At 34.0% G+C, this 24,875-nt stretch carries 19 protein-coding genes, 1 tRNA gene and 2 pseudogenes; 7 read left to right on the top strand and 15 right to left on the bottom strand.

The window, feature by feature from the left end; genetic code table 11:
• Window positions 1-154: 154 nt before the first annotated feature.
• The 6 genes from ABXT06_RS18915 to ABXT06_RS18940 form a co-directional block, all read right to left on the bottom strand.
• On the bottom strand, window positions 155-2,173 hold the full coding sequence (locus ABXT06_RS18915) for a glycoside hydrolase family 97 protein (RefSeq protein ID WP_354592144.1): 2,019 nt from the start codon (window positions 2,171-2,173) through the stop codon (window positions 155-157).
• Between the two features lie 25 nt (window positions 2,174-2,198).
• Complete coding sequence (locus ABXT06_RS18920; RefSeq protein WP_354592145.1) at window positions 2,199-3,443, bottom strand: glycoside hydrolase family 99 protein; 1,245 nt, start codon at window positions 3,441-3,443, stop codon at window positions 2,199-2,201.
• Between the two features lie 324 nt (window positions 3,444-3,767).
• On the bottom strand, window positions 3,768-5,279 hold the full coding sequence (locus tag ABXT06_RS18925; protein WP_354592146.1) for a RagB/SusD family nutrient uptake outer membrane protein: 1,512 nt from the start codon (window positions 5,277-5,279) through the stop codon (window positions 3,768-3,770).
• Window positions 5,280-5,307: 28 nt separating this feature from the next.
• The gene (locus tag ABXT06_RS18930) at window positions 5,308-8,325 is read right to left on the bottom strand and encodes a SusC/RagA family TonB-linked outer membrane protein (RefSeq protein ID WP_354592147.1); all 3,018 of its coding nucleotides are present in this window, start codon (window positions 8,323-8,325) and stop codon (window positions 5,308-5,310) included.
• Window positions 8,326-8,353: 28 nt separating this feature from the next.
• Window positions 8,354-9,436, bottom strand: coding sequence for a hypothetical protein (locus ABXT06_RS18935; RefSeq protein WP_354592148.1), 1,083 nt, complete (start codon window positions 9,434-9,436; stop codon window positions 8,354-8,356).
• Between the two features lie 8 nt (window positions 9,437-9,444).
• Window positions 9,445-9,966: a DUF5004 domain-containing protein gene (locus ABXT06_RS18940; RefSeq protein ID WP_354592149.1), complete on the bottom strand. Its 522-nt coding sequence runs from the start codon at window positions 9,964-9,966 to the stop codon at window positions 9,445-9,447.
• 482 nt (window positions 9,967-10,448) lie between these two features.
• Here ABXT06_RS18940 and susR point away from each other — a divergent pair, with 482 nt between their 5' ends.
• Complete coding sequence (gene susR, locus ABXT06_RS18945; RefSeq protein ID WP_202004332.1) at window positions 10,449-12,047, top strand: SusR family glycan utilization regulator; 1,599 nt, start codon at window positions 10,449-10,451, stop codon at window positions 12,045-12,047.
• Between the two features lie 224 nt (window positions 12,048-12,271).
• On the opposite strand, the gene ABXT06_RS18950 is transcribed toward susR, so the two are convergent.
• The 9 genes from ABXT06_RS18950 to ABXT06_RS18990 form a co-directional block, all read right to left on the bottom strand.
• On the bottom strand, window positions 12,272-13,495 hold the full coding sequence (locus ABXT06_RS18950; RefSeq protein ID WP_354592150.1) for a sterol desaturase family protein: 1,224 nt from the start codon (window positions 13,493-13,495) through the stop codon (window positions 12,272-12,274).
• A 131-nt stretch (window positions 13,496-13,626) separates the two neighbouring features.
• Window positions 13,627-14,913, bottom strand: coding sequence for a Glu/Leu/Phe/Val family dehydrogenase (locus tag ABXT06_RS18955; protein WP_354592151.1), 1,287 nt, complete (start codon window positions 14,911-14,913; stop codon window positions 13,627-13,629).
• A 457-nt stretch (window positions 14,914-15,370) separates the two neighbouring features.
• Window positions 15,371-16,225 (bottom strand): EamA family transporter, encoded by an 855-nt coding sequence (locus ABXT06_RS18960; protein WP_354592152.1) that lies wholly within the window; start codon window positions 16,223-16,225, stop codon window positions 15,371-15,373.
• Between the two features lie 100 nt (window positions 16,226-16,325).
• Window positions 16,326-17,789: an AAA family ATPase gene (locus ABXT06_RS18965; protein WP_354592153.1), complete on the bottom strand. Its 1,464-nt coding sequence runs from the start codon at window positions 17,787-17,789 to the stop codon at window positions 16,326-16,328.
• Between the two features lie 229 nt (window positions 17,790-18,018).
• Window positions 18,019-19,137, bottom strand: coding sequence for a vWA domain-containing protein (locus ABXT06_RS18970; RefSeq protein ID WP_263522824.1), 1,119 nt, complete (start codon window positions 19,135-19,137; stop codon window positions 18,019-18,021).
• A gap of 106 nt (window positions 19,138-19,243) precedes the next feature.
• Window positions 19,244-19,642, bottom strand: coding sequence for a YchJ family protein (locus ABXT06_RS18975; RefSeq protein WP_354592154.1), 399 nt, complete (start codon window positions 19,640-19,642; stop codon window positions 19,244-19,246).
• Window positions 19,614-19,847: a hypothetical protein gene (locus ABXT06_RS18980; RefSeq protein ID WP_111289368.1), complete on the bottom strand. Its 234-nt coding sequence runs from the start codon at window positions 19,845-19,847 to the stop codon at window positions 19,614-19,616. Before ABXT06_RS18980 ends, ABXT06_RS18975 begins: the two co-directional genes overlap by 29 nt.
• A gap of 89 nt (window positions 19,848-19,936) precedes the next feature.
• On the bottom strand, window positions 19,937-20,083 hold the full coding sequence (locus ABXT06_RS18985) for a hypothetical protein (protein WP_354592155.1): 147 nt from the start codon (window positions 20,081-20,083) through the stop codon (window positions 19,937-19,939).
• The gene (locus ABXT06_RS18990; protein WP_354592156.1) at window positions 20,083-20,625 is read right to left on the bottom strand and encodes a hypothetical protein; all 543 of its coding nucleotides are present in this window, start codon (window positions 20,623-20,625) and stop codon (window positions 20,083-20,085) included. Before ABXT06_RS18990 ends, ABXT06_RS18985 begins: the two co-directional genes overlap by 1 nt.
• An 85-nt stretch (window positions 20,626-20,710) precedes the next feature.
• Here ABXT06_RS18990 and ABXT06_RS18995 point away from each other — a divergent pair, with 85 nt between their 5' ends.
• The 6 genes and pseudogenes from ABXT06_RS18995 to ABXT06_RS19020 all read left to right on the top strand — a co-directional run.
• Complete coding sequence (locus ABXT06_RS18995) at window positions 20,711-20,956, top strand: hypothetical protein (RefSeq protein WP_354592157.1); 246 nt, start codon at window positions 20,711-20,713, stop codon at window positions 20,954-20,956.
• A 387-nt stretch (window positions 20,957-21,343) separates the two neighbouring features.
• A complete protein-coding gene (locus ABXT06_RS19000; RefSeq protein WP_095931645.1) occupies window positions 21,344-21,784 on the top strand; it encodes a KTSC domain-containing protein in 441 nt (146 codons plus the stop codon).
• 261 nt (window positions 21,785-22,045) lie between these two features.
• Window positions 22,046-22,807 (top strand): DUF4369 domain-containing protein, encoded by a 762-nt coding sequence (locus ABXT06_RS19005; protein WP_354592158.1) that lies wholly within the window; start codon window positions 22,046-22,048, stop codon window positions 22,805-22,807.
• 18 nt (window positions 22,808-22,825) lie between these two features.
• A pseudogene (locus ABXT06_RS19010) lies at window positions 22,826-23,212 on the top strand (TlpA family protein disulfide reductase); the annotation flags it as partial.
• Between the two features lie 459 nt (window positions 23,213-23,671).
• A tRNA-Tyr gene (locus ABXT06_RS19015) sits at window positions 23,672-23,752 on the top strand.
• An 822-nt stretch (window positions 23,753-24,574) separates the two neighbouring features.
• Window positions 24,575-24,875, top strand: a pseudogene (locus ABXT06_RS19020) (glycosyl hydrolase); the annotation flags it as partial.

A 24,875-nucleotide genomic window follows, 5' to 3' on the forward strand; every position in this document is an offset into this window, starting at 1 on the left:
TCTTTGCGCACTTTGCGGTAAAAATTACACTCAAAGTTACTCCAACTTGAAACCTGAAACTTGAAACAAAAAAATAAACCCGATAACTCTCCAGCTATCGGGTTTATTGCCAAACTTAAACTTAACTTAACTCAAAATAAAACTTAACTAATATTTATTTTTCGATTGGAGAGAATTTTACTGCTGTTCCTCCACCAGCTGCCAATTTGATATCTAAAACAGATTTGCTGTTTACTTTTTGTTTAGAGATCGTAACCGGATATGGGTTTGTTTTATAATTTGCTCCAGCTCCGTCTGCATAGATTTCTGCTTCGTATTCTTTATCCTTGTCTAAAAATGATAAGGCTACTTTTAAATCTCTTGCATTTCTATTTGTTATTGATCCTAAGTACCAATTTTTCTCATCCCAATCTTTGCGGGCAATTGTAGTGTATTCTCCAATTTTAGAATCTAAAACTTTAGTATCAGACCAAGTGCACGGCACATCTTTCACGAATTGAAATTCTGGCTTTCCTTCATAATTTTCAGGCAAGTCAGATGCCATTTGCAACGGACTGAAAATAATAACATACAATGCCAATTGATTTGCCAAAGTAGTCTGCACTTTTGCTCCAGATGGAGTTTTGTAATCAAAATTGAAGTTTCCGGGTGTGTAATCGAATGGACCAGAAAGCATTCTTGTAAAAGGCAAAGTAGTTAAATGCTCTGGCGTATTTCCTCCATCTACAGACCATGCATTATATTCTTGTCCCCGTCCACCTTCTTGAGACATAAAGTTTGGATATGTACGCTGTAAACCAGTTCCTTTCATTGGTTCGTGGTTGTCAATCATGATATGATATTTGGCTGCAGTTTCGATTACTTTTCTGTAATGACGTGCTCCGTACTGGCTGTCGTGCCATTCTTTTTTGTCCAAATATTTGTTTACGTAACCCGTTTTAACCGAATTCACTCCCATTTTCTGATACAACTTGAATGCATCTTCCAACTGGTTTTCGTAGTTTTTGGTTGCTCCAGCCGTTTCATGATGCCCGATTAAACGAACATTTTTAATGGCTGCGTATTTCGTAATTTCTTCCAAATTAAAATCTGGATAGGCTTTTACAAAACTAAACGCAGAACCGTCAGCAGTCCAATCGCCGTCCCAGCCTTCATTCCATCCTTCAACTAAAACTCCGTCAAAACCATTTTTCGCAGCAAAATCAATATATTCTTTTGTGTTTTTGGTTGTTGCTCCATGTTTTGGACCTTGTCCCCAAGTGTATTTCTCTAGGTGCATTCCCCACCAGATTCCAATATATTTTGATGGAGTAATCCAAGATAAATCTTCAATTTTTGAAGGTTCATTTAAATTCAGCATAATCGTAGAAGTTGCTACATCTCCAGGAGTTTTACCAACCACAATAGTTCTCCAAGGCGTTTTAAAAGGTGTTTCTGCATATACTTTTACACCATCTGCCCATGGCACCAAATCGCTTTTATATTGTTTGTCTGTAGTTTTTAAAAGCGTCATTGAAGCAAAATCTGTTAGGTTGGCTTCGTGAATGGCTACGTACAATTTGTCTTTGGTTTCAAAAGTCGCGGGTGTATTAATCGTATCTGTTTTGCTCATCAACGTTTTGCGGTACTCACTTTCGTAATAGCTGTTTTCGCGATGAACTGGAATCCACCAAACTTCGTTATTATCTTTAAAAGTAAATTGCGTCACTTCGTTAGAGATTTTCACTTTTCCTAAATGAGGCTGTTTTGGAAATTCATAGCGAAATCCAACTCCATCATCAAAAACTCTAAAAATGATATCCACCAAACGCTCCTCACCTTTTGCTTCTTTTAAATGAACAATCAGTTCGTTATGATGATCTCTAACTTTTTTGAATTCGCCCCAAGGCTGTTCCCAAGTTTCATCTGCCGATTTTTCTTCTGTCGAAACGACTTCAAATCCATCTGTCATTTTAGCTAAACCTTGAAATTCAAATCCCATAAGTGACGGTTCAATAACCGATTTTCCGTTAGAAGAAAAACTATACTGAGGCTGTCCTGAAGGAGTCAATTCAAAAGTTAATTCAGAGACTTTTTCCGGAGAACTGATTTTATACGTTTTTTTAGTACTGCAAGCCATAACAAGCATTGATGCAAAAGCTATTAGGCAGTATCTATATTTTCTGTTTTTCATTATTTAAATTGTATTAATTACAGCTCTATTTAATTTCGCTCATCACTTGTTTTGCTTTAGCAGGTTGCATAGAAACAAAATAATTAAAAGCTAGATCGAGTTTTTTCTGGGCCTCGACATTTCCTTTTTTCTGTACGCGTAAATCATACAATTTGCTGATATCTGGAAATACGCTTTCTGTATTTTTTACTCCAGAGAAAGTTTTTATTTTTTCGATAAAAGAATAACCGAATTCAACTGTTGGTTCGATCATCGTTCCTTCTCCGAAATCATTCCACGTAATCAGCTGCAAGTAATTTACATTTGCATTTTTTGCCAAAGTCAAAGTTTCGTCAAGTGTCGCTCCGTTGTTATGTTCGATCGTCCATCCAATCGCTGCTCCACCTCCGCCTGCGGCATAAAAATCTTTAAAACCTGGATAAGCACTTCCCATTGCAACACTCAATTTTGGTTTTGTGTTGGTATAAAAGTTTGTGAGATAACTGTTGTCTTTGTATACCCAAGCATATTCTCCAGAAGCATTTTCTCCTGCCATCGAAGAGTGATCCCAAAGTGTCAAGAAAGTTGGTTTTGCTGTTAAAGTATTAAAGACATTTGTCCATTCAGCGGGGGTCTGTAGAACAATTGGTCCAAAATTCATTAACAGCGGTTTACCATTAATCTTAATATAATTAGCATCCGAAAAATAATTCTTTTCTACATAAGCCAAATCTGTTTTTGCTGCGCCTGTTACCGAAATTGCTTTTCCTGCATTCACAACATTTGTCAAGAATCGATCTTCGTATACAATGGCATATTCTAAACCTACTTTATCCAGCATTTCAATAAGCTGATCTGTATTTTCTTTAATCATTCCGTAATCATTTACGTCGTAAGTGCCGTACCAATCGATTAGAATTCCGTCAATTCCTGAATATTTCATCAATAATAAATGATTCTCAATCACATTTTTATCGCCTGAGTGATAAGGCCCAATCAGCGGATAATAGTACGATGCAATTTCTCTTCGGCCGTTTGCTCCTACGTTGTTCGGATTTTTGTTTGCCATTGTCCAATGATATCCCCATTTTTTATCGGCACTGCTTTCGTTGGTTTCAAACCACGGCATATAATGCATATAAATCTTGGTGCTGTTGGTTTTCTCAATCGCAACAGGTTTTGTTATTTCTGGTTCTACTGGCTTGTCTGAGCCTTTGTCATCGCTGCTGCAACCGGCAACCATCACAATACTTATTAAACCAAAAGCCAACGATGTGATATATCTTTTCATATTGAGATAATATTTATTTAGAACTCATGATTACTTTTTTTTTCTGCCACTCCCGATAGCCATCGGGATAAAAGAAATAAAAGGATTTTATTCTTGATTAATTTATTTCACGCAGATTTAAAAAGATTTAGGCAGATACGCGCAGATTATTTTTTTTCAAGATTTAAAACTAAATCTGCTTTAATCTGTAGAATCTGCGTGAAACAAAATCCTTTTTTAAATCCTATAATTCAGTTTATAATCTTTAGGATTTGCGACTAAAAAAATTAAAAACATGTCAGCCTTCCACGACTAACCAACATGGAAGACTGACATTCTAGTAACCTAATTTGGATACCCAGGATTTTGTTTAAGATTTTTATTGGTAGTTAAAACAGTACTCGGAATTGGGAAAATTGCTCTGTATTTTTCCGTTGTGCCTTTTGACCACCATGGCTCGAAGAATGTTCCAAAACGAATGTTGTCTGTTCTTCTTCTTCCTTCGAATGTGAATTCTTTCAATAACTCTTGATCAATAAATTTAAGGTCAATTGTTGTTGGCAATTCTTCACCTGCACGAGACGCTACTTGCTGTACAAATGGTCTAGCTAAATCTGGAGAACCTAAACGAACGTAACATTCTGCTTGCATCATTAAGATTTCTGCATAACGAATTAACACAAAATCGTGGTCACGTTCCCATTGCTCTCCTGCTTTCATTTCGTATTTATGCAAACGAACACCTTCATTTTCTTTTGCATCTTCTAAGCTTGTCAAGTTTTCTGTATATGTTAACGGTTCTCCGTTGTCCATCATGATTACAGAACCTGTAGCAAGATTGATCTGATCGCCTTCTAGCATACATTTCTTTCTTTTGTCTGTATCAGCAAAAGAAGAATAAACTCCTGGCTGCGCGCACATTCCGTTTGCACTCCAAGGATAGTTATTTGGAATTGCAGAAATTGCTAATTTTTGATTGTAGTGACAAGACATTGAGCTCATATAATTTCCAAGTGTTCCTGCTTTTGAATCGTAAGGAATAGCAAAAATAATTTCTGGAGAAGTCTGGTTTTCTGTCACAAAATTCGAAAAGAAATCTGGTGTTAAACTGTATCCTGTAACCTTTTGGCACATATTGATACAGTCTTGCCAACGAGGCTGACCGATAAACGCTTCTGAATTAAGATACAGTCTTGCCAAAATAGAATACGCAACATTTCTAGTCATTTTAGAATACACCACATTTGGATTTAAATACGGAAGAGCGTCTGTCAATTCTTTTTCAACAAAATCATAAACTTCTTTTCTTGTTGAATTGGTTGGAAGAGATGTGTCTTCAAAATTGGTTACTATTGGCACATTTCCAAATAAATCTAAAAGATTATAGTAGTAATATGCTCTAAGTGCTTTCAACTCAGCATAAATCGGTTCTTTTGCTTTATCGCTAAGTGATGATTTATCGATTTGATAAATAATTGCATTGATCTTAGCAACTCCTGTATAATTGTAACGCCAAGCAGTAAGAATCATTCTATTGTCTGCTTTCCAAGTATGCTTTTGCGCATCTTGGTATTGTCCTCCATCGTACCAGTTTGTACCTCTTGTCGGAATTGTAGCTTCGTCAGAAACGACTTCACTCAAAAAGAAAACATATTCGGAGGTTGGGTAATTATTTGAGATATCATCTTTGAATCCTCTCAATGAAGAGTATGCTCCACCTACCAGCGCATCAACCTCTTTGGTTGTATTTCCGAAATTTCCATCTTCTACCTGATCATACAGCTGCTCGTTCAAATCAGTACATGATACCGTAAAAAGCATGCTTAAAAGTATTGCTGCTGTTATTTTGATTTTCATTGTTAATATTTTATGGTTATCAATTCGCTTAGTTATTCAGCGTAAAATTTAATCCAACAGAAATAGTAGTTGGACGAGGATAATTGTTGTATTTATCAATTCCAGGAGCTGCCAAACCAGTTTGATCCATTACGCCAGTCTGACCAACGCCATCCTGAGCATTTAAACCAATCTCCGGATCTACACCTTTGTAACCTGTAATTACAAATAAGTTTTCTCCCATTACATACATTCTAACTTTCGATTTTTTGTATTTTAATGGCAAAGTGTAACCAAAAGTTAAGGTCTGAAGTCTAAAGAAAGAAGCATCTTCAATCCAGTAATCAGAATACTTTGGAGCAGAAGTAATACCGCTGCTTAAAAAAGAATCTGGCACATTAAAAGCTGGCAATCTGTTCGGATCGTTTAACATCATGTTTGTTGCATTTAAAGCTTTTTGTCCAAACATTCCGTAACCTGAAAGTCCAAGATCAAAATTTCCATAAGTAAAATTCATTCCGATACCTAAAGTCAAATCTGGCTGAATATTTCCTAAATCTGTTTTGTCAGCATCAACCAAAGCGCTTTCATCTACTACTTGTCCCGCTGCATTGTAATACTGGATTTTTCCGTTAGAATCTAAGCCTGCGTTTTTGAATCCCCAGAAAGTTCCAACAGGATATCCTTCGGCAATAATTTGAGAATATTGTCCAGACATCCCTGCTAAACCGTGAAGAGATCCGCTGTAGATAACATCTGTTTTATAAGTTGGGTTAGAAAGTTTTTCTATTTTCTGAACGTTATGTCCAAGAGTCAAATTTGCATTCCAATTGAATTTATCTCCTCTGATGATATCTGCATTCAAAGTTAACTCTACTCCTTTGTTTGACATTTCACCAACGTTTGCCAACATTGTTCCCACTAAATATGGAGGCTGAGGCACTTCGTAAGTATATAGTAAATCTTTTGTTGTTTTAGAATACCATTCAAAAGATCCTGTAATTCTATTGAAAAGACCGAAATCAAAACCGATGTTGACTTGTTCTGTAGATTCCCATTTCAAATCAGGATTTGGATTTTGCTTTGGAGAATAAGCCAAACTCCAAGTTTTGGTAACTGGATCATAGTAACTATCACTTCCAACTCCTAAAATAGAAAGCGATTTGTATTCACCGATTCCATCTTGGTTTCCTGTAATCCCCCAACCTACTCTAAGTTTTAAATTGTCTAACCATCCTTTTGAAGATTCCATAAATTCTTCGTTAGAAACTCTCCAAGCTGCAGAAGCAGATGGGAAAGTTCCCCATTTATTGTTTTCTCCAAAACGGCTTGATCCATCACGTCTTACAGTTGCTGTCAATAAATATTTACCATCGTAACCATAGTTCGCACGAGCATAAAAAGAAACCAAATTTGATTTTCCTTTATATGAATACACATCACTTAAACGATAATTGTAACCAGCTCCTAAATTATTGTAGCTGAAAGCATCTGTTACAAATCCACCTCTTTGCGCTCCGAAACCTTCGTAAATATTTTCAAGATAAGAATAACCGGCTAAAGCGCTAATATTATGTTTGTCGATAACTTTACTGTAATTTACATAAAGTTCACCTTGAGCATTGGTATATTCTGCATACGTTCTTTGTGCAAAACCGCCTTCAGTCTGTCCTTCCATAACCGCATAAGATGGTTTGTAAGTTCCTCCTTTTACAGCATTGTGCTCTAACGAAATATTTGCTGTAGCAGTAAAATCATTCAAGAATTTTACATCTGTTTTAAAATAACCCAAAAGTCTGTGTCTTTCATTGTCAAAAGTTCTGTTAGTTAAAATCTCAACTGGGTTATCATAAATATTTCCTGTTACCAAACTAAAATTTCCATTGGCATCGTAAACTGGAATTGTTGGATTTAGATTGTAAGCTCTTTCAAAAATTCTGTAATCAATTGGGTGCCATTTGTCAATGTTTGCAAATAATCCCATATCAAATTTTACTTCTTTGTTATCTCCCAAAAATTGGTAAGCGCTAACATTTCCGCTTAATCTCTCTAAACCAGATTTTTTAATAACTCCTTCATTGTTTAAATACGAAAGCGAAGTTCTAAAACCGCTGTCTGCTTTTCCAGAATTGATGCTTAAAGTATGAGACTGAGAAATTGCTGTCTGCTCGATTGCTTTTTGCCAGTTTGTATTTGCACCGTAATCTACTGCATCGGCAATACCGTTCTGACGCACATAACCTCTCCATTGATTTCCAGATAATAAATCTAAATTATCATTTACATATCCAACGCTTGTTAATCCGCTGTATACAACAGAAACACCTTTTGTTCCAGATTTTGTTGTAATCATGATTACCCCGTTTGCTCCACGAGAACCGTAAATTGCAGTTGCCGAAGCATCTTTAAGAACGTCAACCGATTTGATATCTGAAGGCTGTACTATATTGATATCTACTCCTGCAATACCATCTACCACAATTAATGGGCTGTTGCTAGCTGTTAAAGAAGTTCCTCCACGAAGACGGATTGTAGAACCCGCTGCAGGATCCCCAGAAGGACGAATAATATTCAATCCCGCAACTTTTCCTTGCAATACTTGTTCTGTAGAAGAAATAGTTCCTTTTACTAAATCATCTGCTCCAACTGTCGAAATTGCTCCAGTTAAATCTGATTTTTTCACTTTTCCGTAACCTACAGAAACTACTTGAACTTCTGCTAAAGTATATCCATCGTTTTGCAGGCGCACCTCAACATTAGAAGTGCTTCCTGTAATTTGAACTTTTTGTGTTGTCGATCCGATAAACGAAACTTCGATTGCACCTCCTACGGCTACCTGAAGACTAAATTTACCATCAAAATCTGTTGTAGTTCCGTTTTTTGTTCCTACTTCAATGATAGAAGCTCCCGGCAATACCGTACCCGTATTGTCATAAACGGTTCCTGAGATTTGTTTTTTCGTCTGCGCGAAAGTGCTGGCAGAAAGAAAAAGCATAAAAATCATCAATACCGCTCCTTTAGCAGTCCACATTTGATGCAGGACGCTTTTTGTATTTTTACTATTCATTAGAATTGGTGTTTTAATTTAATAGTGATTATTTATCTAAAGTTTTAAGCGGAATCGTCGTATCCGAAATCGTTTTGTCTTTATTGTCCTTTACCAGAACATGGATCTCACTTAAACTTGGAACTCCGTTTAGCTCCGAAACTAAATTGACAAAACCTTTAATTTCTGCAGTTCCTCCAGTAAACTCACCTGAAATTGTTTTTGGCCCAGCTGTAATCGTGTAGATTAATTTGTTTACACCTGCCTCATTATTTTTTCTTGACATTCCAAGAAAATCCTTTTGGCTGATTTGTGATGGAAAGAAAGCAAAACTTGGCGGTGGTGGCGGAACAAATTCTCCTGCGTAAATAACCTGATCGCCAGAATTTGCTGTCCAATTCTCTGCTACCATCAGGAAATTTATCTTTTCCATTACGAAATCATCTGGAGCATTGAAGTACTGCTTAGGAACAAAATCCATCTTATAAAATCCATTCCCTAAGTCTTTTAATTTTGTTTTTGCAGCAATATCTGGTTTTGCGGCTTCATACATTTGCTGAATAGCCCAATCATTCAAACCACCATGCATATGCACACTTGGAGTACCCGCAAATGCTGGATTAAGATTTGCATTAAATAAAATACTTATCGGTTTATCGATTAATGGTTTTGATGGATATGATCTAAATAATTCACCAGAAGTATAGAAAGATGAAAAATCAGTATAAGCCACATTAGCAACATCACTTTGTTTAGATCCGTTTTTGTTTTTTAAACGAAACCAAAATCCATCGCTTGCAGCAATTTGTTCTGGAGTTTTAGAAAAATAAACTGTTGGAGTTAAAGTAAAACTCCAGATTTTATTTCCCTCATATTTCAATTTTGCAAAATCTGAAGAATTTTCCCAGTGTCCAGCATCTGGTTCAGATGGAGACCAGATCCAGATGTACAAATCTTCAGTTTCAGCAAATGTCGATGCCGACATATCAAAGTACCAAGTAACTTGTTCATCATATTTGTACACAACAGGAAATGATGATATTGGCCCTACAGCTCCAGCGGCTTCTTGCGCCTGAATAAAATTAGGAGCCATCAACAAGGCAAGTAAAATTGTATATATAAACTTTTTCATATTACTTTTTAATTAATAGCATATAATTTAAACACATAAGACACAAAATCTACACCTCCAGAAGCATGCGTTAATTGAATCTGCAGCTCTTTAGTTTTACCTGGAACCCCAACCAATCTCAATTCATCAGTTTTTTGCGTTTTTTGCGCATCGCTGTACAAGTAGATTTTTGTTCCAACACCGTTGGTCTGCTGAAAATCTGAGCTCAATGCCCAATATCCTTTAGGAGCAAATAACGGAGGGACATCTCCAGTTACTTCATAACTTGTTGGATTGTTCTTTTCATCTACGTTAAATTTGATTTTAAAATCTTCGTAGTTAAAGTAAGTACTCAAATTTTCTTCGTTTGGTTCGATCTTATTTGCTTTCGCAACTTCATCAACCATTTTCAGATTTGTTAATCCCCAATTCCCGTTTACTTTTTCATAAAGGGTAATCGGTTCTACGTAGCTTCCGTCATCTGTGTTATCGCATCCGATTGCAAAAAAACACATCATAAAAGCTAGCCAATAAAGACTTTTACATTTCATAAATTTTTGGTTTTTGTTAGTTTGTTATCCCCTTCAAAAGGATACAGCGAAACTACCCGTTAAATAAATCTTAAAAAAAAAATCTGAGAAAAATCAAGATGAAATTCAAACGATAAAAAACACAAACAACTGATAGTCAATTTATTAAAATTTTACTAATAAGTAAAAAATCAAGATGCTGTTTAGATAAAAAACGGGTATTTTCAAATGGTAAAAATGACAATATGTAAAATAATAAGGATATTTTTTTCACTATGCATATATTTAATTACTTTTTATTGTATAATTGCAAATAAATTACCTGTTTTTAACATTTACAGCTTATTTTCACTCTGAAAATCACCTTTTAAAGCTATGTTATTAAACATTTTACAAGATTCTTGAAAAACAGGTTTAGCTTAATCTCAAACTTATTCTTAATTTTAAAACGAATTAACTAACTATATCTATCAACCAACTTTTCCCTAAACCAAAACAAAATCATGCAAAGAATATTGATGCTGCTTTTCTTCCTGGCAGGTTTTTCTCTTACTGCGAAAGAGACAAATCCTTATTTAGAAGAATTAGATCAGGTACTCTTGAAAAAAGAGATTTATCTGAAACAGAAATATCGAAAAATCGAGTCTTTAAAGAAAAATGTATCAAAGTTTACCCTTAACCAGAATAACGAAGAGTTGTATAACTGTTATATGGCATTATTTGATGAATACAAATCTTTTAAATACGACTCGGCTTATTATTATTTAGAGCAATCCAAAATCAAGGCAAAAATTTTAAAAGACCCAAAATATTTATCCAAAAGCCGAATAAAAGAAGGTTTTGTGCTTTTATCTTCTGGACTTTTTAAAGAAGCCATTGATACCCTAAATGTTATTGACGATACCAAACTAGATCTCAAAAACAAGTTTGAATATTACAACATCAAAGCTCGCGCTTACTATGATTTAGCCGATTATAACCGTGATCAGCGTTTTAATATTCATTATGTACAACAGGGAAATCATTTCTTGAAGAAAGCTTTAGAATTAATTGGAACAAACACCAATGAATATTGGGCCGCAGAAAGTTTGAAACGCCTAAAACAGCAGGATTGGCGAGGCGCCGAATTTGCTTTCAGCTATTGGATTAACAATTATAATTTACCTCCAGATTATTACGGAATCGCCACTTCAAGCCTTGGTTATATTTATTCAGAAAGAGGTTATACGAAAAAAGCCATTCAATATCTGGCTCTCGCTGCCATCGCCGATGTTAAAAATGCTACGAAAGAAACCGTTGCGCTTCGAAATTTAGCCAATGAACTTTTTAAAATGGGCTATTTGGATAAAGCAAACGAATACATCAATATCGCAATGGATGATGCTACTTTTTATAATGCAAGACATCGAAAAATTGAGATTTCGTCCATTCTTCCAATTATAGAAAAAGCGCAACTGAATAATGTAAAAGATAAGAATGATAAATTGGAGAAGATTATTATTCTTTTGACAATTCTTACGGTTATTATTTTCGTCTTTCTAGGCATCATTTTCAAACAATTGAAAGAGAAAAATAAAGCGAGAAAAATCATGGCCGATTCGTATTTGCAATTACAGGAAATGAATGTGAGCTTGAGTGAAGCTAATGCTATTAAAGAAGAATATATTACCTATTTTATCAAAGCAACTTCAGCTTTCATTAATAAAATAGATCATATCCAGAAAAGTACGCTGCATAAAATTATCACCAAAAAAACAGATGAAGTTATTGCAAGCTTAAAGCGCTATAATGTAAAGGAAGAACGCGAAAATCTGTTTCATCAGTTTGATGAAATCTTCTTGAAATTATTTCCAACTTTCGTAACCGATTTCAATAAATTATTCCCAAACGATCATAAATGTATTGTCAAAAAAGGCGAACTTTTAAATACCGAATTGCGAATTTTTGCTTTATACAGATTAGGAATTCAAGACAGCAACCAAATGGCAGAATTCTTAGAACTTTCTGTAGCTACAATCTATACATACAAAACGAGAATTAAAAGTAAATCCGACTTTAAAGATACTTTTGAACAGAAGATTATGGAGATAAAGACTATTTAAAGTTTCTGAGATTCTAAGGTTCTAAGATGCTAAGGTTTTTGCTGCGTGCAAACGATAACTAATATTACTGCTCCAGAGGAGCGGCATATTTATAGAATGCAATTCAAACGACCATAAAAAGCCCCAGCGGGGTGACATATAAAATATAAATATGTCACCCCGCTGGGGTTTCTCTACATCTGTAAATATCTTTTCTATAAATATTTCGTCCCTCTGGGACTATCTTATTGTGTTGTTTCCAATTGCAAAATGGTATTTTGATAAATCTTACTTAGCGAAAATAACTGCTCAGCAAAAATCATAACAGCAATTGGAACAAAGAAAAATGCGATTAAATCTTCTTCATATAGAAAATAAGTCGAGATCATAGCTAAACGGGTATATTCGAGATAATAAATCCATTTGCGCTGTTCCAATAAAGCTCCGCAATTGATTAAAGTGATGATTACTAAAGAAAGTACGAACACTTTATCATACAATTCTAAATAATCAAAATAATACGTAAAAACAGTTAGAATGAGTGTGCAGATTCCTAACTGGATATAAAGATAATTTTTAAATCGAAGTCTCTGATTTGGTGCTGCTTTATCTTGCAGAAAACGCTTTTCTAGAATCGGGCGAATATCTTGATCCATATCAGCTGGACTTCCGAAGACAGCATTCCATCTGGCTTTAAATCCGCTGGAGCGCTTCCATAATTCGTAGATTTCGAAGTAATAATGAAAATGCTGCCACAAAAAACTGTAGCTTTTCAGCGGATGCGTTAATCCATATTTCGGTTTTTCTTCTTCGGTTTGGAAAGTTCCAAAAAGACGATCCCAAAAAGTAAACATATCTCCGTAATTTTTATCTAGATATTTCTCGTCAGAAGCATGATGAACTCCATGAACTGAAGGCGTCACAAAAACATACTCCAACCATTTTATTTTACCGATAAGCTGTGTGTGCGTAAAGAAAGAATAAGCACCATGAACAATTAGCATCGTAATAACCATACTTGGATGAAAACCAATTAAAGGCAGAACACACCAAAATCCAGTTCTAATTATAGCTTGAAAAGTAGTAATTCTGGCTGCGGCTGTAAAATTAAATTCTTCGCTATGATGATGTACAATATGCGCTGCCCAGAAAAAATTAACTTCATGCCCTAATCGATGGTACCAATACCAAACGAAATCTGTAGCAAGAATCAGTGCAAACCAAACTAAAGCATTACTCGGAATCTCAAATAGTCTATAATCATCATAAATCAGATAATACAGCTGATAAAAACTGGCGGCAATAAATAAGTTTATCAAACGCTCTGCAATTCCGATCGAGATATTGGAGACGGAACTTTCATAATTAAAAATTTCAGGCTTTTTTCTGCGTTGAGCAAGCTTATATTCTAAAAATAAAAAAAGAAAAAAGGCCGGCATGGCAAAGGCTAGAAAATTGATATTTTTCATTTATGTGATGCTTTTCGATTCTAAAAAATTATAATTAATAGTTCAAACGAAAAAGACACTTCCATCAATTGCGTTTTTAGCAGACAAAAAACGCAATCAACGAAAATGATCTTTTACGAAGTAAACCTGATTTAATTCTGCTTAAACAAAGGAGCTTCTAAAGCCACTTCTTTAACCGATTGTGTTTCGGCTACTTTTTTCAAAGCAATAATATAAGCCGCAATTCGAGGTGTTACATTGTGTTTTGCTGCAACTCTAAAAACAGTCTCAAAACCTTTCTCTAAAATATCCTCCAAACGGGTATTAATCTGGTGAATTCTCCAAGACTCCAAAAGCGAATTCTGAAGCCATTCGAAGTAAGAAACTGTAACTCCACCCGCATTTGCTAAAATATCAGGAACAACTAATATATTTTTATCATGTAAAATTTGATCCGCATCTGAAGCAACTGGTCCATTGGCACCTTCAACGATAATTCTGGCTTGAATATCTCCAGCATTTTTCTGTGTAATCACATCTTCTTTTGCAGCAGGAATCAACACATCGACATCTAAAAGCAATAAATCTTCATGTTTAATTGCTACCGAATTAGGATATCCTTTTATGGTTTTGTTATTCAGATTGTAATACAAAATCAGTTCAGGAATATTAATTCCGTTCGGATTGTAAAATGCTTCTGAAACATCACTTACCGCAACAATTTTCACTCCTTTTTCATGCAAGAATAAAGCAGAATGTAAACCAACATTTCCAAATCCTTGAATTGCAGCCGTAGCTCTTGCAGGTCTGATTTTTAGTTTTTGAAGTGCCAAAAGCGTAATAATGCTTACTCCTCTTCCTGTCGCTTCTACTCTGCCTAAAGATCCTCCCGAATGAAGATGTTTTCCTGTTACCACTGCATGAATTGGTCTTCCGTGCAATAACGAAAATTCATCCATTAACCAACCCATTTCATCTGGACCAGTTCCCATATCTGGAGCAGGAACATCTTTTTCTGGTCCGAAAATATCGGATAAAGCTTTGGTGTAAGCTCGTGTGATTTTTTCTAATTCTGTTTTAGAGTGGTTTCTCGGATCGCAAATAATGCCGCCTTTTGCTCCACCAAATGGAATTCCAGTTACAGCAGATTTCCAAGTCATCCAGGCGGCAAGTGCTTTTACTTCATCCAAATTTACAGCAGTATCATAACGAATTCCGCCTTTTGAAGGTCCCAAAGCGGTGTTGTGAATTACGCGGTATCCTTCAAAATTCTGAACGTTTCCGTTATCTAAAGTAATAGCGAAGTTTACGGTAATTTGTTTTTCAGGGCGCTGTAGTTTTTGCTTAATTGAATCATCTAAATTCAAAATGTCTGCAGCGATATTAAAACGATCAATCATAGATTGAAACGGATTATGTTTTATAATTTCTGAACTCATAATATATAGTTTTTAGGTTTGGGTTATCTTTTTATGTTTACTAATCTTCTTTTCTTTTGAAGATTATTTCTCTTTTTTATTCTTCAAATTTGATGCAACACGGAATCTTGATTAGGCAGCGACGCATCAAAATTTTCATATTTCTGTTGGTTCTCATATCTTGATTTTTTAATGATTCAAAAAAAAGCCTTTCATGGTGCAATGAAAGGCTAAAAAAAAAAAATAACTAACAAGTACTTTCTCTATTAACGCCATTTCAAAACGTGATTCATCATACAGCACATCGCAAAGCTGCATTTAAAAGACGTCTTAATATTTCGGCTATAGTTTTTCATTGTTGAAGCAAAGCTACAAAAATATATTTACAAATTCTATAGAATTAGTAGAGTTAATTTTAAATATTTTCTATTTACTTACAAAAACAACTGTAAACTAAAGGATTATGAACTAAAAAAAATTACTGCAATTGCGATAAAAATATGAAAACAACTGCCATAAGAGCTAAAAACAGTCCTAAAATATTGATTTTGGATAGTTTTTCTTTGAAGAAAAAAGCGCCAATAAGAGTTCCTAAAATAATTACTCCCATATTCATTCCAGCAAAAACCGTAGATGGATTTTCGGCAAATGCTTTATGGGCTTTTAAATAGAATAAAATATTGCAGAAATTAAAAACTCCAACCAATATTCCGAACGGGATGCTTTTTATTGTAAAATTTTCTTTTGTTATAAATAACTTATAGATCACTATTAAAACAGAAACAGCAAAAGCAATTAGAAAAACAAAAAATAAAGACGTTGTATAAGGAACGACAGTATATAAAGCTATTTTCTTAAAAAGAATATCGACAACTCCAAAACCAAGTAAAACCGTTGCTGGATAAATCCATTTGTTTTCTGCGTTGTCTGATGGCTTTTTTAAGATGAATAAAAGTGCCGCAAAACCAACTAAAACTCCAATAACTTTATAAGTATTAAATCCTTCATTAAATAACAGCCAAGCCGCCAAAATCGGAATAAATAAAGACAATCTTTGTGCAGCATCTGTTTTTGCAATTCCCATATATTTTATAGAAAGTGCTAAAAACAGAAATAATATTGGGAGTAAAATTCCAACAGAAGTATAAATTTCTAATGGCGCATTATGATCTAATGCATTTAGATCTGGCGCAAATGTAAAGTAACAAAGCGTAATCGCGGCGATGTAATTGAACGAAATAATTTGTGATGGATTAGCATTATATTTTCTAGAAATTTTGAATATAACACCTACAATAACACTGCAAAGAATACTTAATATAAGGAATAACATAAATTTATTTTTGGATTGTAAAAGTAGCTATTGTAAAATAAAAAAGTCCAGCCGGTTTTAAAAAACCAGCTAGACCAGATTATATTTTAATATTATGTTTTTAAAATTTACTAATATAACTTCCGTAAATATCTCTAAACTGATTTCCTTTTGCAAAACGATCTTTACTCAGTTTTTTGTATTCAACCAATCCCCAAAGAATAAATTCTTTCATAAAATAAACATCTTCCTTTGCCAATTGAGGTTGGTATTTTTTTAATAAGTCATCTAATGGCGTTACTTCATCTAAAATACTTTTGTATTCTTTGTCTGAAGCATCATCCAATAATTCGAAACCGCTTTCTGCGAAAAACCATTCAACAATATCTGAATATGGCGTTTTTTCGTCTGGTTTTTCTAATTTTTCAATTTTAGGGAAATATTCTGGAAATAATGTTCGAATGGCAGAACCAATCAGACTTTCAGCAACAACATTAGCTCCCTCCTGTTCTCCTTCGTAAACTAATTCTACTTTTCCAGTAATGGCAGGAATGATTCCGATGAAATCAGATAAACGTAAAGTTGTTTTATCTGCTCCAGAAATTAAAGCTCGTCGTTCTGCTGTACTGATTAAATTCTCGAAAGCTGTAATGCTCATTCTGGCACTTACACCACTTTTATTATCGATATATTCGCTTTCACGCGCTTCAAAACTGATTTGCTCTAAAATATCTCTAGCCAAACTCGGTACATAAACAACATCGGTCTGGTTCTGATCCAATTTAGATTCTTGTTCTGTAATCGCTCTTGCAATTTCGATACTTTCTGGATAATGTGTTAAAATCTGCGAACCAATTCTATCTTTTAAAGGCGTTACAATACTTCCTCTATTCGTATAATCTTCTGGATTTGCGGTGAAAACAAACTGCATATCTAATGGCATTCTTAATTTGAATCCTCTAATCTGAATATCGCCTTCTTGCAAAATATTAAACAACGCTACTTGAATTCTTGCTTGCAAATCTGGCAATTCGTTAATTACAAAAATACAGCGATTCGCTCTCGGAATCATTCCGAAGTGTATTACGCGGTCGTCTGCATATGATAATTTTAAATTTGCCGCTTTGATTGGATCAACATCACCAATTAAATCGGCAACCGTTACGTCTGGAGTTGCTAATTTTTCGAAGAAACGTTCGTTTCTGTGCAGCCATGCAATTGGAGTCTCCTCTCCTTTCTCTGCAATTAAATCCTTTGCAAAACGAGAAATCGGATTTAACGGATCGTCATTAATTTCTGAACCTTCCACAAATGGAATATATTCATCTAACAATTCGACCATTTTGCGAGCCAAACGCGTTTTTGCCTGTCCGCGAAGTCCCAATAAATTGATATTATGGCGAGATAAAATTGCTCTTTCCAATTCAGGAATAACAGTATTTTCAAATCCGTGAACACCTTCAAAAACAGGTTTTCCCGATTTGATTTTTTCACGAAGATTATTTCGCAATTCGTCTTTAATGCTTGTACTTTTATATCCAGCGGCTTTTAATTGACCTAATGTCTTTATAGTATTTATTTCCATTGTGTTGAAATATAGATTTTGTTATTTATTTTTTATGACAATGTATTGTGTCATTACTGTGTGTAGACGCACTGCAGTGCGTCTCTACGATATACGGAACCTTTATATTATTGCTAACGAAACCTTTGCACCTTTGCTACTCTGAGCCTTTGAACCTAATTAGACGCACTGCAGTGCGTCTCCACAGAAAAACCTTTAAACCTTTGTCACTCTGTACCTTTGTACCTATCTATTTAATCCTCTTCTTCCTATTCGCTTCATAATCTTCAAAAATCATTTCACCCAGACCTTTAATTCCAGTATAAAATGCTTTCCCTTGATTGGCTTCTGTAAACTGATTTACGAAACGTTGCAAATACGGATCTCTAGCAATCATGAAAGTCGTAATCGGAATATGGAGTTTTCTTGCCTGTTGTGCTTGAGTATAGCATTTATCGACAATATATTCGTCTAAACCATTACTATTCATATAATAAGAACCGTCTCGCTCGCGAACGCAGCTTGGTTTTCCATCGGTAATCATAAAAATCTGTTTGTTGGTATTACGCTTTCTGCGTAGAATATCCATTGCCAATTGCAGACCAGCAACGGTATTAGTATGATACGGACCCACTTGCAAATACGGCAAATCTTTAATTGGAATTGTCCAAGCATCATTACCAAAAACCAAAATATCTAATGTATCTTTTGGGTATCGAGTTGTGATTAATTCAGCTAAAGCCATGGCAACTTTTTTGGCTGGTGTAATTCGGTCTTCGCCATACAAAATCATACTGTGACTGATATCGATCATTAAAACAGTACTCATTTGCGCTTTGTACTGCGCATCTTCTACGATCAAATCGTTTTCGGTCAGCATAAAACTTTCGACACCGTTATTTACCTGAGCATTTCGAAGACTTTCGGTTAACGAGATTCTCTCTAAACTGTCGCCAAAATTATACTCACGGAATTCTCCTGTGTGCTCATCGCCGCTTCCGGCATATTTTGTTTTATGATTTCCGCTTCCTGATTTTTTCAAGTTTCCAAAAATCTGATCTAGAGCTTGCTGTCTGATTGCTCTTTCGGTTTTTGCTGTAATGCCAAAACCAGAACTTCCATCCCCTTTAACTTCATCTTTTATATATCCTTTTTTCTTAAGGTCTTCGATAAAATCGTCAATGGTATAATTCTCGTCGGTAAGTTTATATTCTTTATCCAGTTCCCGAAGCCAATTTATAGCTTCATCAAAATCACCCGAAGTATGGGTGATCAACTCTTTAAAAATCGTAAAAAGTTTGTCAAACGGAGACTGAAAAGGAGCTTCGTAAGTCTTAAAATAAAAGCCTTTTTTAAATTCGTTTTTCATAAATCTAAAATTACATCTTTTTGGAATTATGAAAAACGAATCGTTTATTAATTTTTAGTTAAAATATTTAACCAAAAACAGAGACTAACAGTGTTAGATATAATAATTATTCAAACTTTCCGTCCAAATAATACCAAGCACCATTTTCGAATTTAAAAGTAGAAAATTCGTAGTGTATTTGTGGTTGATTATTTGAATCTAGAAAGTAAGCTTTGAATTCTACTGTGTTTTCTGCAAAACTTAATATTTCAAGTTTCTGCCATTTATTAGAAACTGCCCATCTTAAAATTTCAGGTTTCGAATAATATTTTCTCTCTGAAACTTCAGTGGTTTCCATTAGGTAATCAGCATTATGAGTTGCATAAGCTGAATATCTGGAACGCATTAAGACCAATGCTGAAGGTGCCTTTTTGCTGCCATTCAAATATAATCCACAGCAATCATCAAAAAGCAATCCTGTATCACAGAAACATTTTTTATTCTCCATCAACTGGTTCTTCTCCATTAATTTTTACATGAAGCTGATTTAACAAAACCTGATAACGAGTAATTTCTCGCACTTCTTCGTCTTCTTCAGCAAAATCAATCATTTCATCTAATGTTTCGCTTACTTCCAATAATTTGTTGTTTGCTTCTCTATCGTTTTTCGCAGCAATCAAATCAATGATTTCCTGTACGTTTGCTTTTAGTGTTTCAAATTTTGAATTCATTTGTTTGCTGTTTGTTTTGTTTCAAGTTTCAGGTTTCAAGTTCGTTGCATTAACTTGTAACATGAAGCCTGAAACTTGAAACTATTTATTTACTCTTTGTTTTTGCTTTCGTTGAATTTCTTAATGATTTCTTTTAATTTTTCTTTTCGGGAAATTTCAGCTTGTTTTGCTTTTGCCAGGGCTTTGTGCAATTTGTCGTTGTGCTTTTTGATGTTCTTTTCGTTATTGCGTCCCATTATACTTCTCTTTTAATTTGTTCTAAAGTTTTCTCAGTAAAAATTAATTCGTTGATAATTTCTTTTCTTAAATCATCAATATCATCATAATCGAAATGTTTGGCCCAATTGGTTAGCTGCTGCAGATTTCTAATTTGCTTTAGCCTTTTCGTTGTTTCAGAACTTGTTCGTAATATTGCCTTTCCTTCATATTCTGGATTATTCTTATGCTCATAATTAGCGAGATTGTTTTCAAAATCAGCTTTTATATAGTAGAGCTTTTCTTCGGCATTATCGGGATAAAATTCTGTCCATTTTGCAAAACCTATTTTTGTTTTAGATTCGGTTTCTGGATTGCGGGCAATTAAGCGCCATTTACTATTTGCAAGCCTTCCCCAATGATTTGAAACGCGATACATTCCTTCTTCAGTATAATAATAGGAACTTCCTGCTTTACTTTCAAATTGTTTCTTTAAACCTTTAATGGCTTCAGGAAGCACTTCATTAAATGCACAAAAAGTATTTTTAAAAGAATTAGGATGTGGCTTAAAATTTTTCTGCATGCTGCAAATATACTCAGATTACGGCGAACTCCCTAAAGCAAACCTAAATTGCTTATCTTTGCTCTTTAATTCAAAACAAAAAATCATGTCTAAAGATTCAGAACAAAAAATGCCTCAAAAAGGAGTTTTCACAGGTATTATCGAAAAAGATGAAAACAATAATTATTTCTGTGGTGAATATCTTTTAGACTACAAAATGGTTCAAGCGAAGTTTAATGTTGGCGATTGGATTACCATAAAATCGGTTATTGAAAACCCTAGCGACATGAGCTACAAACAATATCCTAAGAAATCTAGAAACTTTGATAAGGCCAATCATAAGCCGGAATAGATTTATTTTGTTTCAAGTTTCAGGTTTCATGTTTTGTTGGAACGCTATTTTTTAACTCAAAGAACGCTAAGTTTATTTTTTTCTGAGTGTTGCAAATTGAGAATATTTAAGTTCGCAAAGCTTTGTGTAGACATCGCTTTGCGAACTTTTCATTTTAATAAATCTCAAAAAAATTCTTAGCGTTCTTTGCGTAATTTTTTGTGCACTTTGCGGTTAAAAAAAATCCCTGCGCTTTTTAAGGTTAAATAAACATACCGTTAACTTTTTTCAATATTTTTTCGATCAAAACTGAAAAGTTAAAAAAAAGTGTACCTTTGCAAAAAATTTGTCGATTTGAACTAAAACAAAACGATTTCAAACTAATAGACAAGTAGTTACCTTTTATTTATGAAAAAAATAGTTGAATACCGCAAGTTACTAAACGTAGAAAAAACTGCAGAGTTAAAAGATTTAAAGACAATTTATCGTAATGCGATGAAAGAATCTCATCCTGATAAATTTGTGGGAAATGAAGCTGGTTTAAAAGAAGCAGAAGAAAAAAGTAAAACGATTATCGAAGCTTACCACTTCTTAGTAAGTATTCACCCTGATACTATCAAACTAAATTTACCTGAGTATACAGAAACAATTTCAACTTGTTCTATCACAGATTATAAATTTGTAGAAGGTCGTTTAATTATTGATTTTTCTAACGGAAGTGTTTACGAATACATTAGTGTTCCTAAAGCAACTTACGTGAAAATGGTAAATGCTGATTCTCCTGCAAGATTTGCTAAAAGACATATTTTAAACTCTTTTACTTGGAGAAAGAAAACAAATCAAGAATAGTTTATAGCATTATATTTTACGAAAAAGCACTCTGTTAAACGAGTGCTTTTTTTATGTCTAAAATTTAAAAATTTGAATAGGGATCTCTGAAATATGTTCCACATTAAGAGTTTTTGATCAGATTAAGCTAGTAAACACGCTGATTTTATGTGTTTTAAATCAAAAAAAACTATAACAAAATTTTAGGTTACAAAATTCTGTATGTTTTATAATTTTAGATACTTTTGTCACACAAATCAATTAACTAATTAATTTTTTATAATGAAAAAAATACTTTTTGTACTTACAGCTTCTGCAGCTATCATTTCTTGCAGCAAAGTTAAAGATGGAGAATACCTTATTACAGGTACAGCTACAGGAATTGAAAATGGAAAAACTATCATCTTACAAGGTCAAGACCCTGCTACGAGAATGCCAGTTTCTCTTGATACAGTAAAAGTTGAAAACGGAAAATTTGAAATAAAAGGAAAAGTTACAGAACCAGCTTTCCATACATTAATTTTACAAGGTGCTAACGGTCCTATCCCATTCATCCTTGAAACTGGAGAAATAAATGTAGCTATTGACAAAGATAGCATCCACAAATCTAAAATCTCTGGAACTTACAACAACGACGAGTACTTCGCTTTCATGGAAGATATGAACAAAACTCAAAAAAGTTTAATTGATTTCCAGAAAAAGAACAACGATAAAATGAAACAAGCTCAACAAGCTCAAGATACAGCGACTATCAATGGCTTGATGAAACAATACATGGAAATTCAAAAAGAAGTTCAAGAAGGAAGCAAAAAGAAATATTTGACTTATGCTGAAGGTCACCCAAAATCTTTCATTACAGCTTTAATTATTCAAAGTTTATTGAATGACCCAACAGCTGACATGAAAAAATTAGAAGGTCTTTACAATGGTCTAGATGAGTCTTTAAAAAACACTGCTCCTGGTAAAGAAATCAAAACTAGATTTGGTCAAGCAAAAATGCCATCTGTTGGAGCTACAGCTGCACCAGTAGGCAGCGCTAAATGAAGAGCTGATTTTTCTGCTCCTAATCCAGAAGGAAAAGTTGTCTCGCTTAAAGAAAGTTTAGGCAAAGTAACTATCGTAGATTTCTGGGCTTCATGGTGCGGACCTTGCCGACAAGAAAATCCTCATGTTGTGGCGCTATATAAAGAGTTCCATTCAAAAGGATTAAATATTGTTGGAGTATCTTTGGATAAAGATGCAGCAAAATGGAAAGAAGCTATTGCAAAAGATGGCTTAACTTGGACTCATGTTTCTAATTTAAAATTTTGGGACGAGCCAATTGCAAGACAATACAATGTTGAATCTATTCCTGCAACTTTTATCCTTGACGCATCTGGAAAAGTAGTAGCACAAGATTTAAGAGGCAATGAATTGAAAGCTAAAATTCAAGAATTGCTAGCAAAATAATCTTCTATTTAAAATAATAAAAAATCTCCCTCGTGGAGATTTTTTTGTTTTATGATATATTGCCTTAAAAACAGAAGCTCGTCTTAAAAAAGATTATTTACAATGACAGTTTTCAAACTGCCTGCTTTTTCGATTAGAAAAAGACAATTACAAATCAAGATTAAATTAGAAATTCTATTCTCGATATTCCGTCTAATACATCAATAAAAGTAATGCCTGACAACTTTATTGAAGAAAAAATCCAAAGTAAAAACAACAGGTAACACTTAAGAATATTCTTTCTTTTGTAAAATTTTTAAAAAAAACTCAATTTAGCTTGTTTTTATTTTATTCAATTCCAGCGAATTAAAAAACAACTTTAAATTAACGTAAAATTAAGTCCTTTTTTTGTTTGGAAATGTAGAAAACGTTGCTATCTTTGCCACCGCTAAGAACAACAAAGCACAACAAGCTGAGATCGGGGAGATACTCAAGCGGCCAACGAGGGCAGACTGTAAATCTGCTGTGTGAACTTCGCAGGTTCGAATCCTGCTCTCCCCACGGAAAGGCCGAAAAGGCGGAAAACATTAAGTTTTCAATCTTTTCAAAAAGCCTCAAAAAATGTCTGAAGACCTGCAAATTCAACGATTTGCAGGTTTTTTCGTTTTACACTGCTTTTCATATTTTTTTAAAATCGCCCAAAATCTCTGTGGCAAAATTGTGGCGCATGCCGCTTTAAAAATATAGAGTACCTTAAAACTAATACCGAACACCTCTAGATTGAAACTATATTAGCTTTCTACAATCAAGGTCTAAATATTACTAAAAAATAAACATCTGTCATCTCTATAACAATTATAATTTTTGATTGAAAGAGCCTATGTCTAAGTTTAAAATACCGTCCCTGACTTAAAAATTAATATTAACCCAATGAAACAGGTCAATTTTGAAAACAAAATATTAAATTAAATCAATATTTATACATTTAACTTGTAAATATTAAAGCCTTTTCTCTTAAGCGTTCTCCAGATAAAATAAGTACAATATTCTGTATCGGCGCATTTAAAATTTAGCAAGACCTGTTTTTTTAGAAGAATTCATCTCAAAGAATCATACATCTAGTTTTTTAAAACAGAATTAAAACCAAAACACTTAGCAAAAATCTAATGGTTTGATTGATAGTAAAGTTTTTTATGCATCATCTGTCATAGATAATGCTTCAAATGTGCTACTATTATTATTACTGCAAAACTAAATTTACACTCTCAGAAACCAAACATTTGATGTTTGGAAATCTGATAATTATAGCAATTAAAAATACTATAATAAAGCGCATTGTATATCTGAATTTAGTAACCTCAATAATAATACTTAAAACCACAAATGAAAAATAAAAAATTACTATTTATTGGAGTTTTTGCTCTGTTCACAATTGGAAATATGAATGCACAAAAAAAGCCGCATCTGGATAAGAATAAAACTGTTGAACAACGTATAGATCTGCTTTTACCGTTAATGACGCTGGAGGAAAAAGTGGGACAAATGAACCAATATAATGGTTTTTGGGATGTTACAGGGCCAGCTCCGAAAGGTGGAACGGCAGAATTAAAATACGAACATTTAAGAAAAGGACTGGTCGGATCAATGCTGACGGTTCGCGGTGTGAAAGAAGTGCGTGCCGTAC

Origin of the sequence: Flavobacterium sp. UW10123, assembly GCF_040538975.1 — a bacterium.
Lineage (GTDB): Bacteria > Bacteroidota > Bacteroidia > Flavobacteriales > Flavobacteriaceae > Flavobacterium.

Coding starts and splice junctions, on each gene's coding strand:
- ABXT06_RS18985 (WP_354592155.1), bottom strand. CDS start 20,083: ATGGGACGCAATAACGAAAAGAACATCAAAAAGCACAACGACAAATTG.
- ABXT06_RS19005 (WP_354592158.1), top strand. CDS start 22,046: ATGAAAAAAATACTTTTTGTACTTACAGCTTCTGCAGCTATCATTTCT.
- ABXT06_RS18995 (WP_354592157.1), top strand. CDS start 20,711: ATGTCTAAAGATTCAGAACAAAAAATGCCTCAAAAAGGAGTTTTCACA.
- ABXT06_RS18920 (WP_354592145.1), bottom strand. CDS start 3,443: ATGAAAAGATATATCACATCGTTGGCTTTTGGTTTAATAAGTATTGTG.
- ABXT06_RS19000 (WP_095931645.1), top strand. CDS start 21,344: ATGAAAAAAATAGTTGAATACCGCAAGTTACTAAACGTAGAAAAAACT.
- ABXT06_RS18940 (WP_354592149.1), bottom strand. CDS start 9,966: ATGAAATGTAAAAGTCTTTATTGGCTAGCTTTTATGATGTGTTTTTTT.
- ABXT06_RS18925 (WP_354592146.1), bottom strand. CDS start 5,279: ATGAAAATCAAAATAACAGCAGCAATACTTTTAAGCATGCTTTTTACG.
- ABXT06_RS18960 (WP_354592152.1), bottom strand. CDS start 16,225: ATGTTATTCCTTATATTAAGTATTCTTTGCAGTGTTATTGTAGGTGTT.
- ABXT06_RS18950 (WP_354592150.1), bottom strand. CDS start 13,495: ATGAAAAATATCAATTTTCTAGCCTTTGCCATGCCGGCCTTTTTTCTT.
- ABXT06_RS18970 (WP_263522824.1), bottom strand. CDS start 19,137: ATGAAAAACGAATTTAAAAAAGGCTTTTATTTTAAGACTTACGAAGCT.
- ABXT06_RS18930 (WP_354592147.1), bottom strand. CDS start 8,325: ATGAATAGTAAAAATACAAAAAGCGTCCTGCATCAAATGTGGACTGCT.
- ABXT06_RS18915 (WP_354592144.1), bottom strand. CDS start 2,173: ATGAAAAACAGAAAATATAGATACTGCCTAATAGCTTTTGCATCAATG.
- ABXT06_RS18990 (WP_354592156.1), bottom strand. CDS start 20,625: ATGCAGAAAAATTTTAAGCCACATCCTAATTCTTTTAAAAATACTTTT.
- ABXT06_RS18935 (WP_354592148.1), bottom strand. CDS start 9,436: ATGAAAAAGTTTATATATACAATTTTACTTGCCTTGTTGATGGCTCCT.
- ABXT06_RS18975 (WP_354592154.1), bottom strand. CDS start 19,642: ATGGAGAAGAACCAGTTGATGGAGAATAAAAAATGTTTCTGTGATACA.
- ABXT06_RS18965 (WP_354592153.1), bottom strand. CDS start 17,789: ATGGAAATAAATACTATAAAGACATTAGGTCAATTAAAAGCCGCTGGA.
- ABXT06_RS18980 (WP_111289368.1), bottom strand. CDS start 19,847: ATGAATTCAAAATTTGAAACACTAAAAGCAAACGTACAGGAAATCATT.
- susR (WP_202004332.1), top strand. CDS start 10,449: ATGCAAAGAATATTGATGCTGCTTTTCTTCCTGGCAGGTTTTTCTCTT.
- ABXT06_RS18955 (WP_354592151.1), bottom strand. CDS start 14,913: ATGAGTTCAGAAATTATAAAACATAATCCGTTTCAATCTATGATTGAT.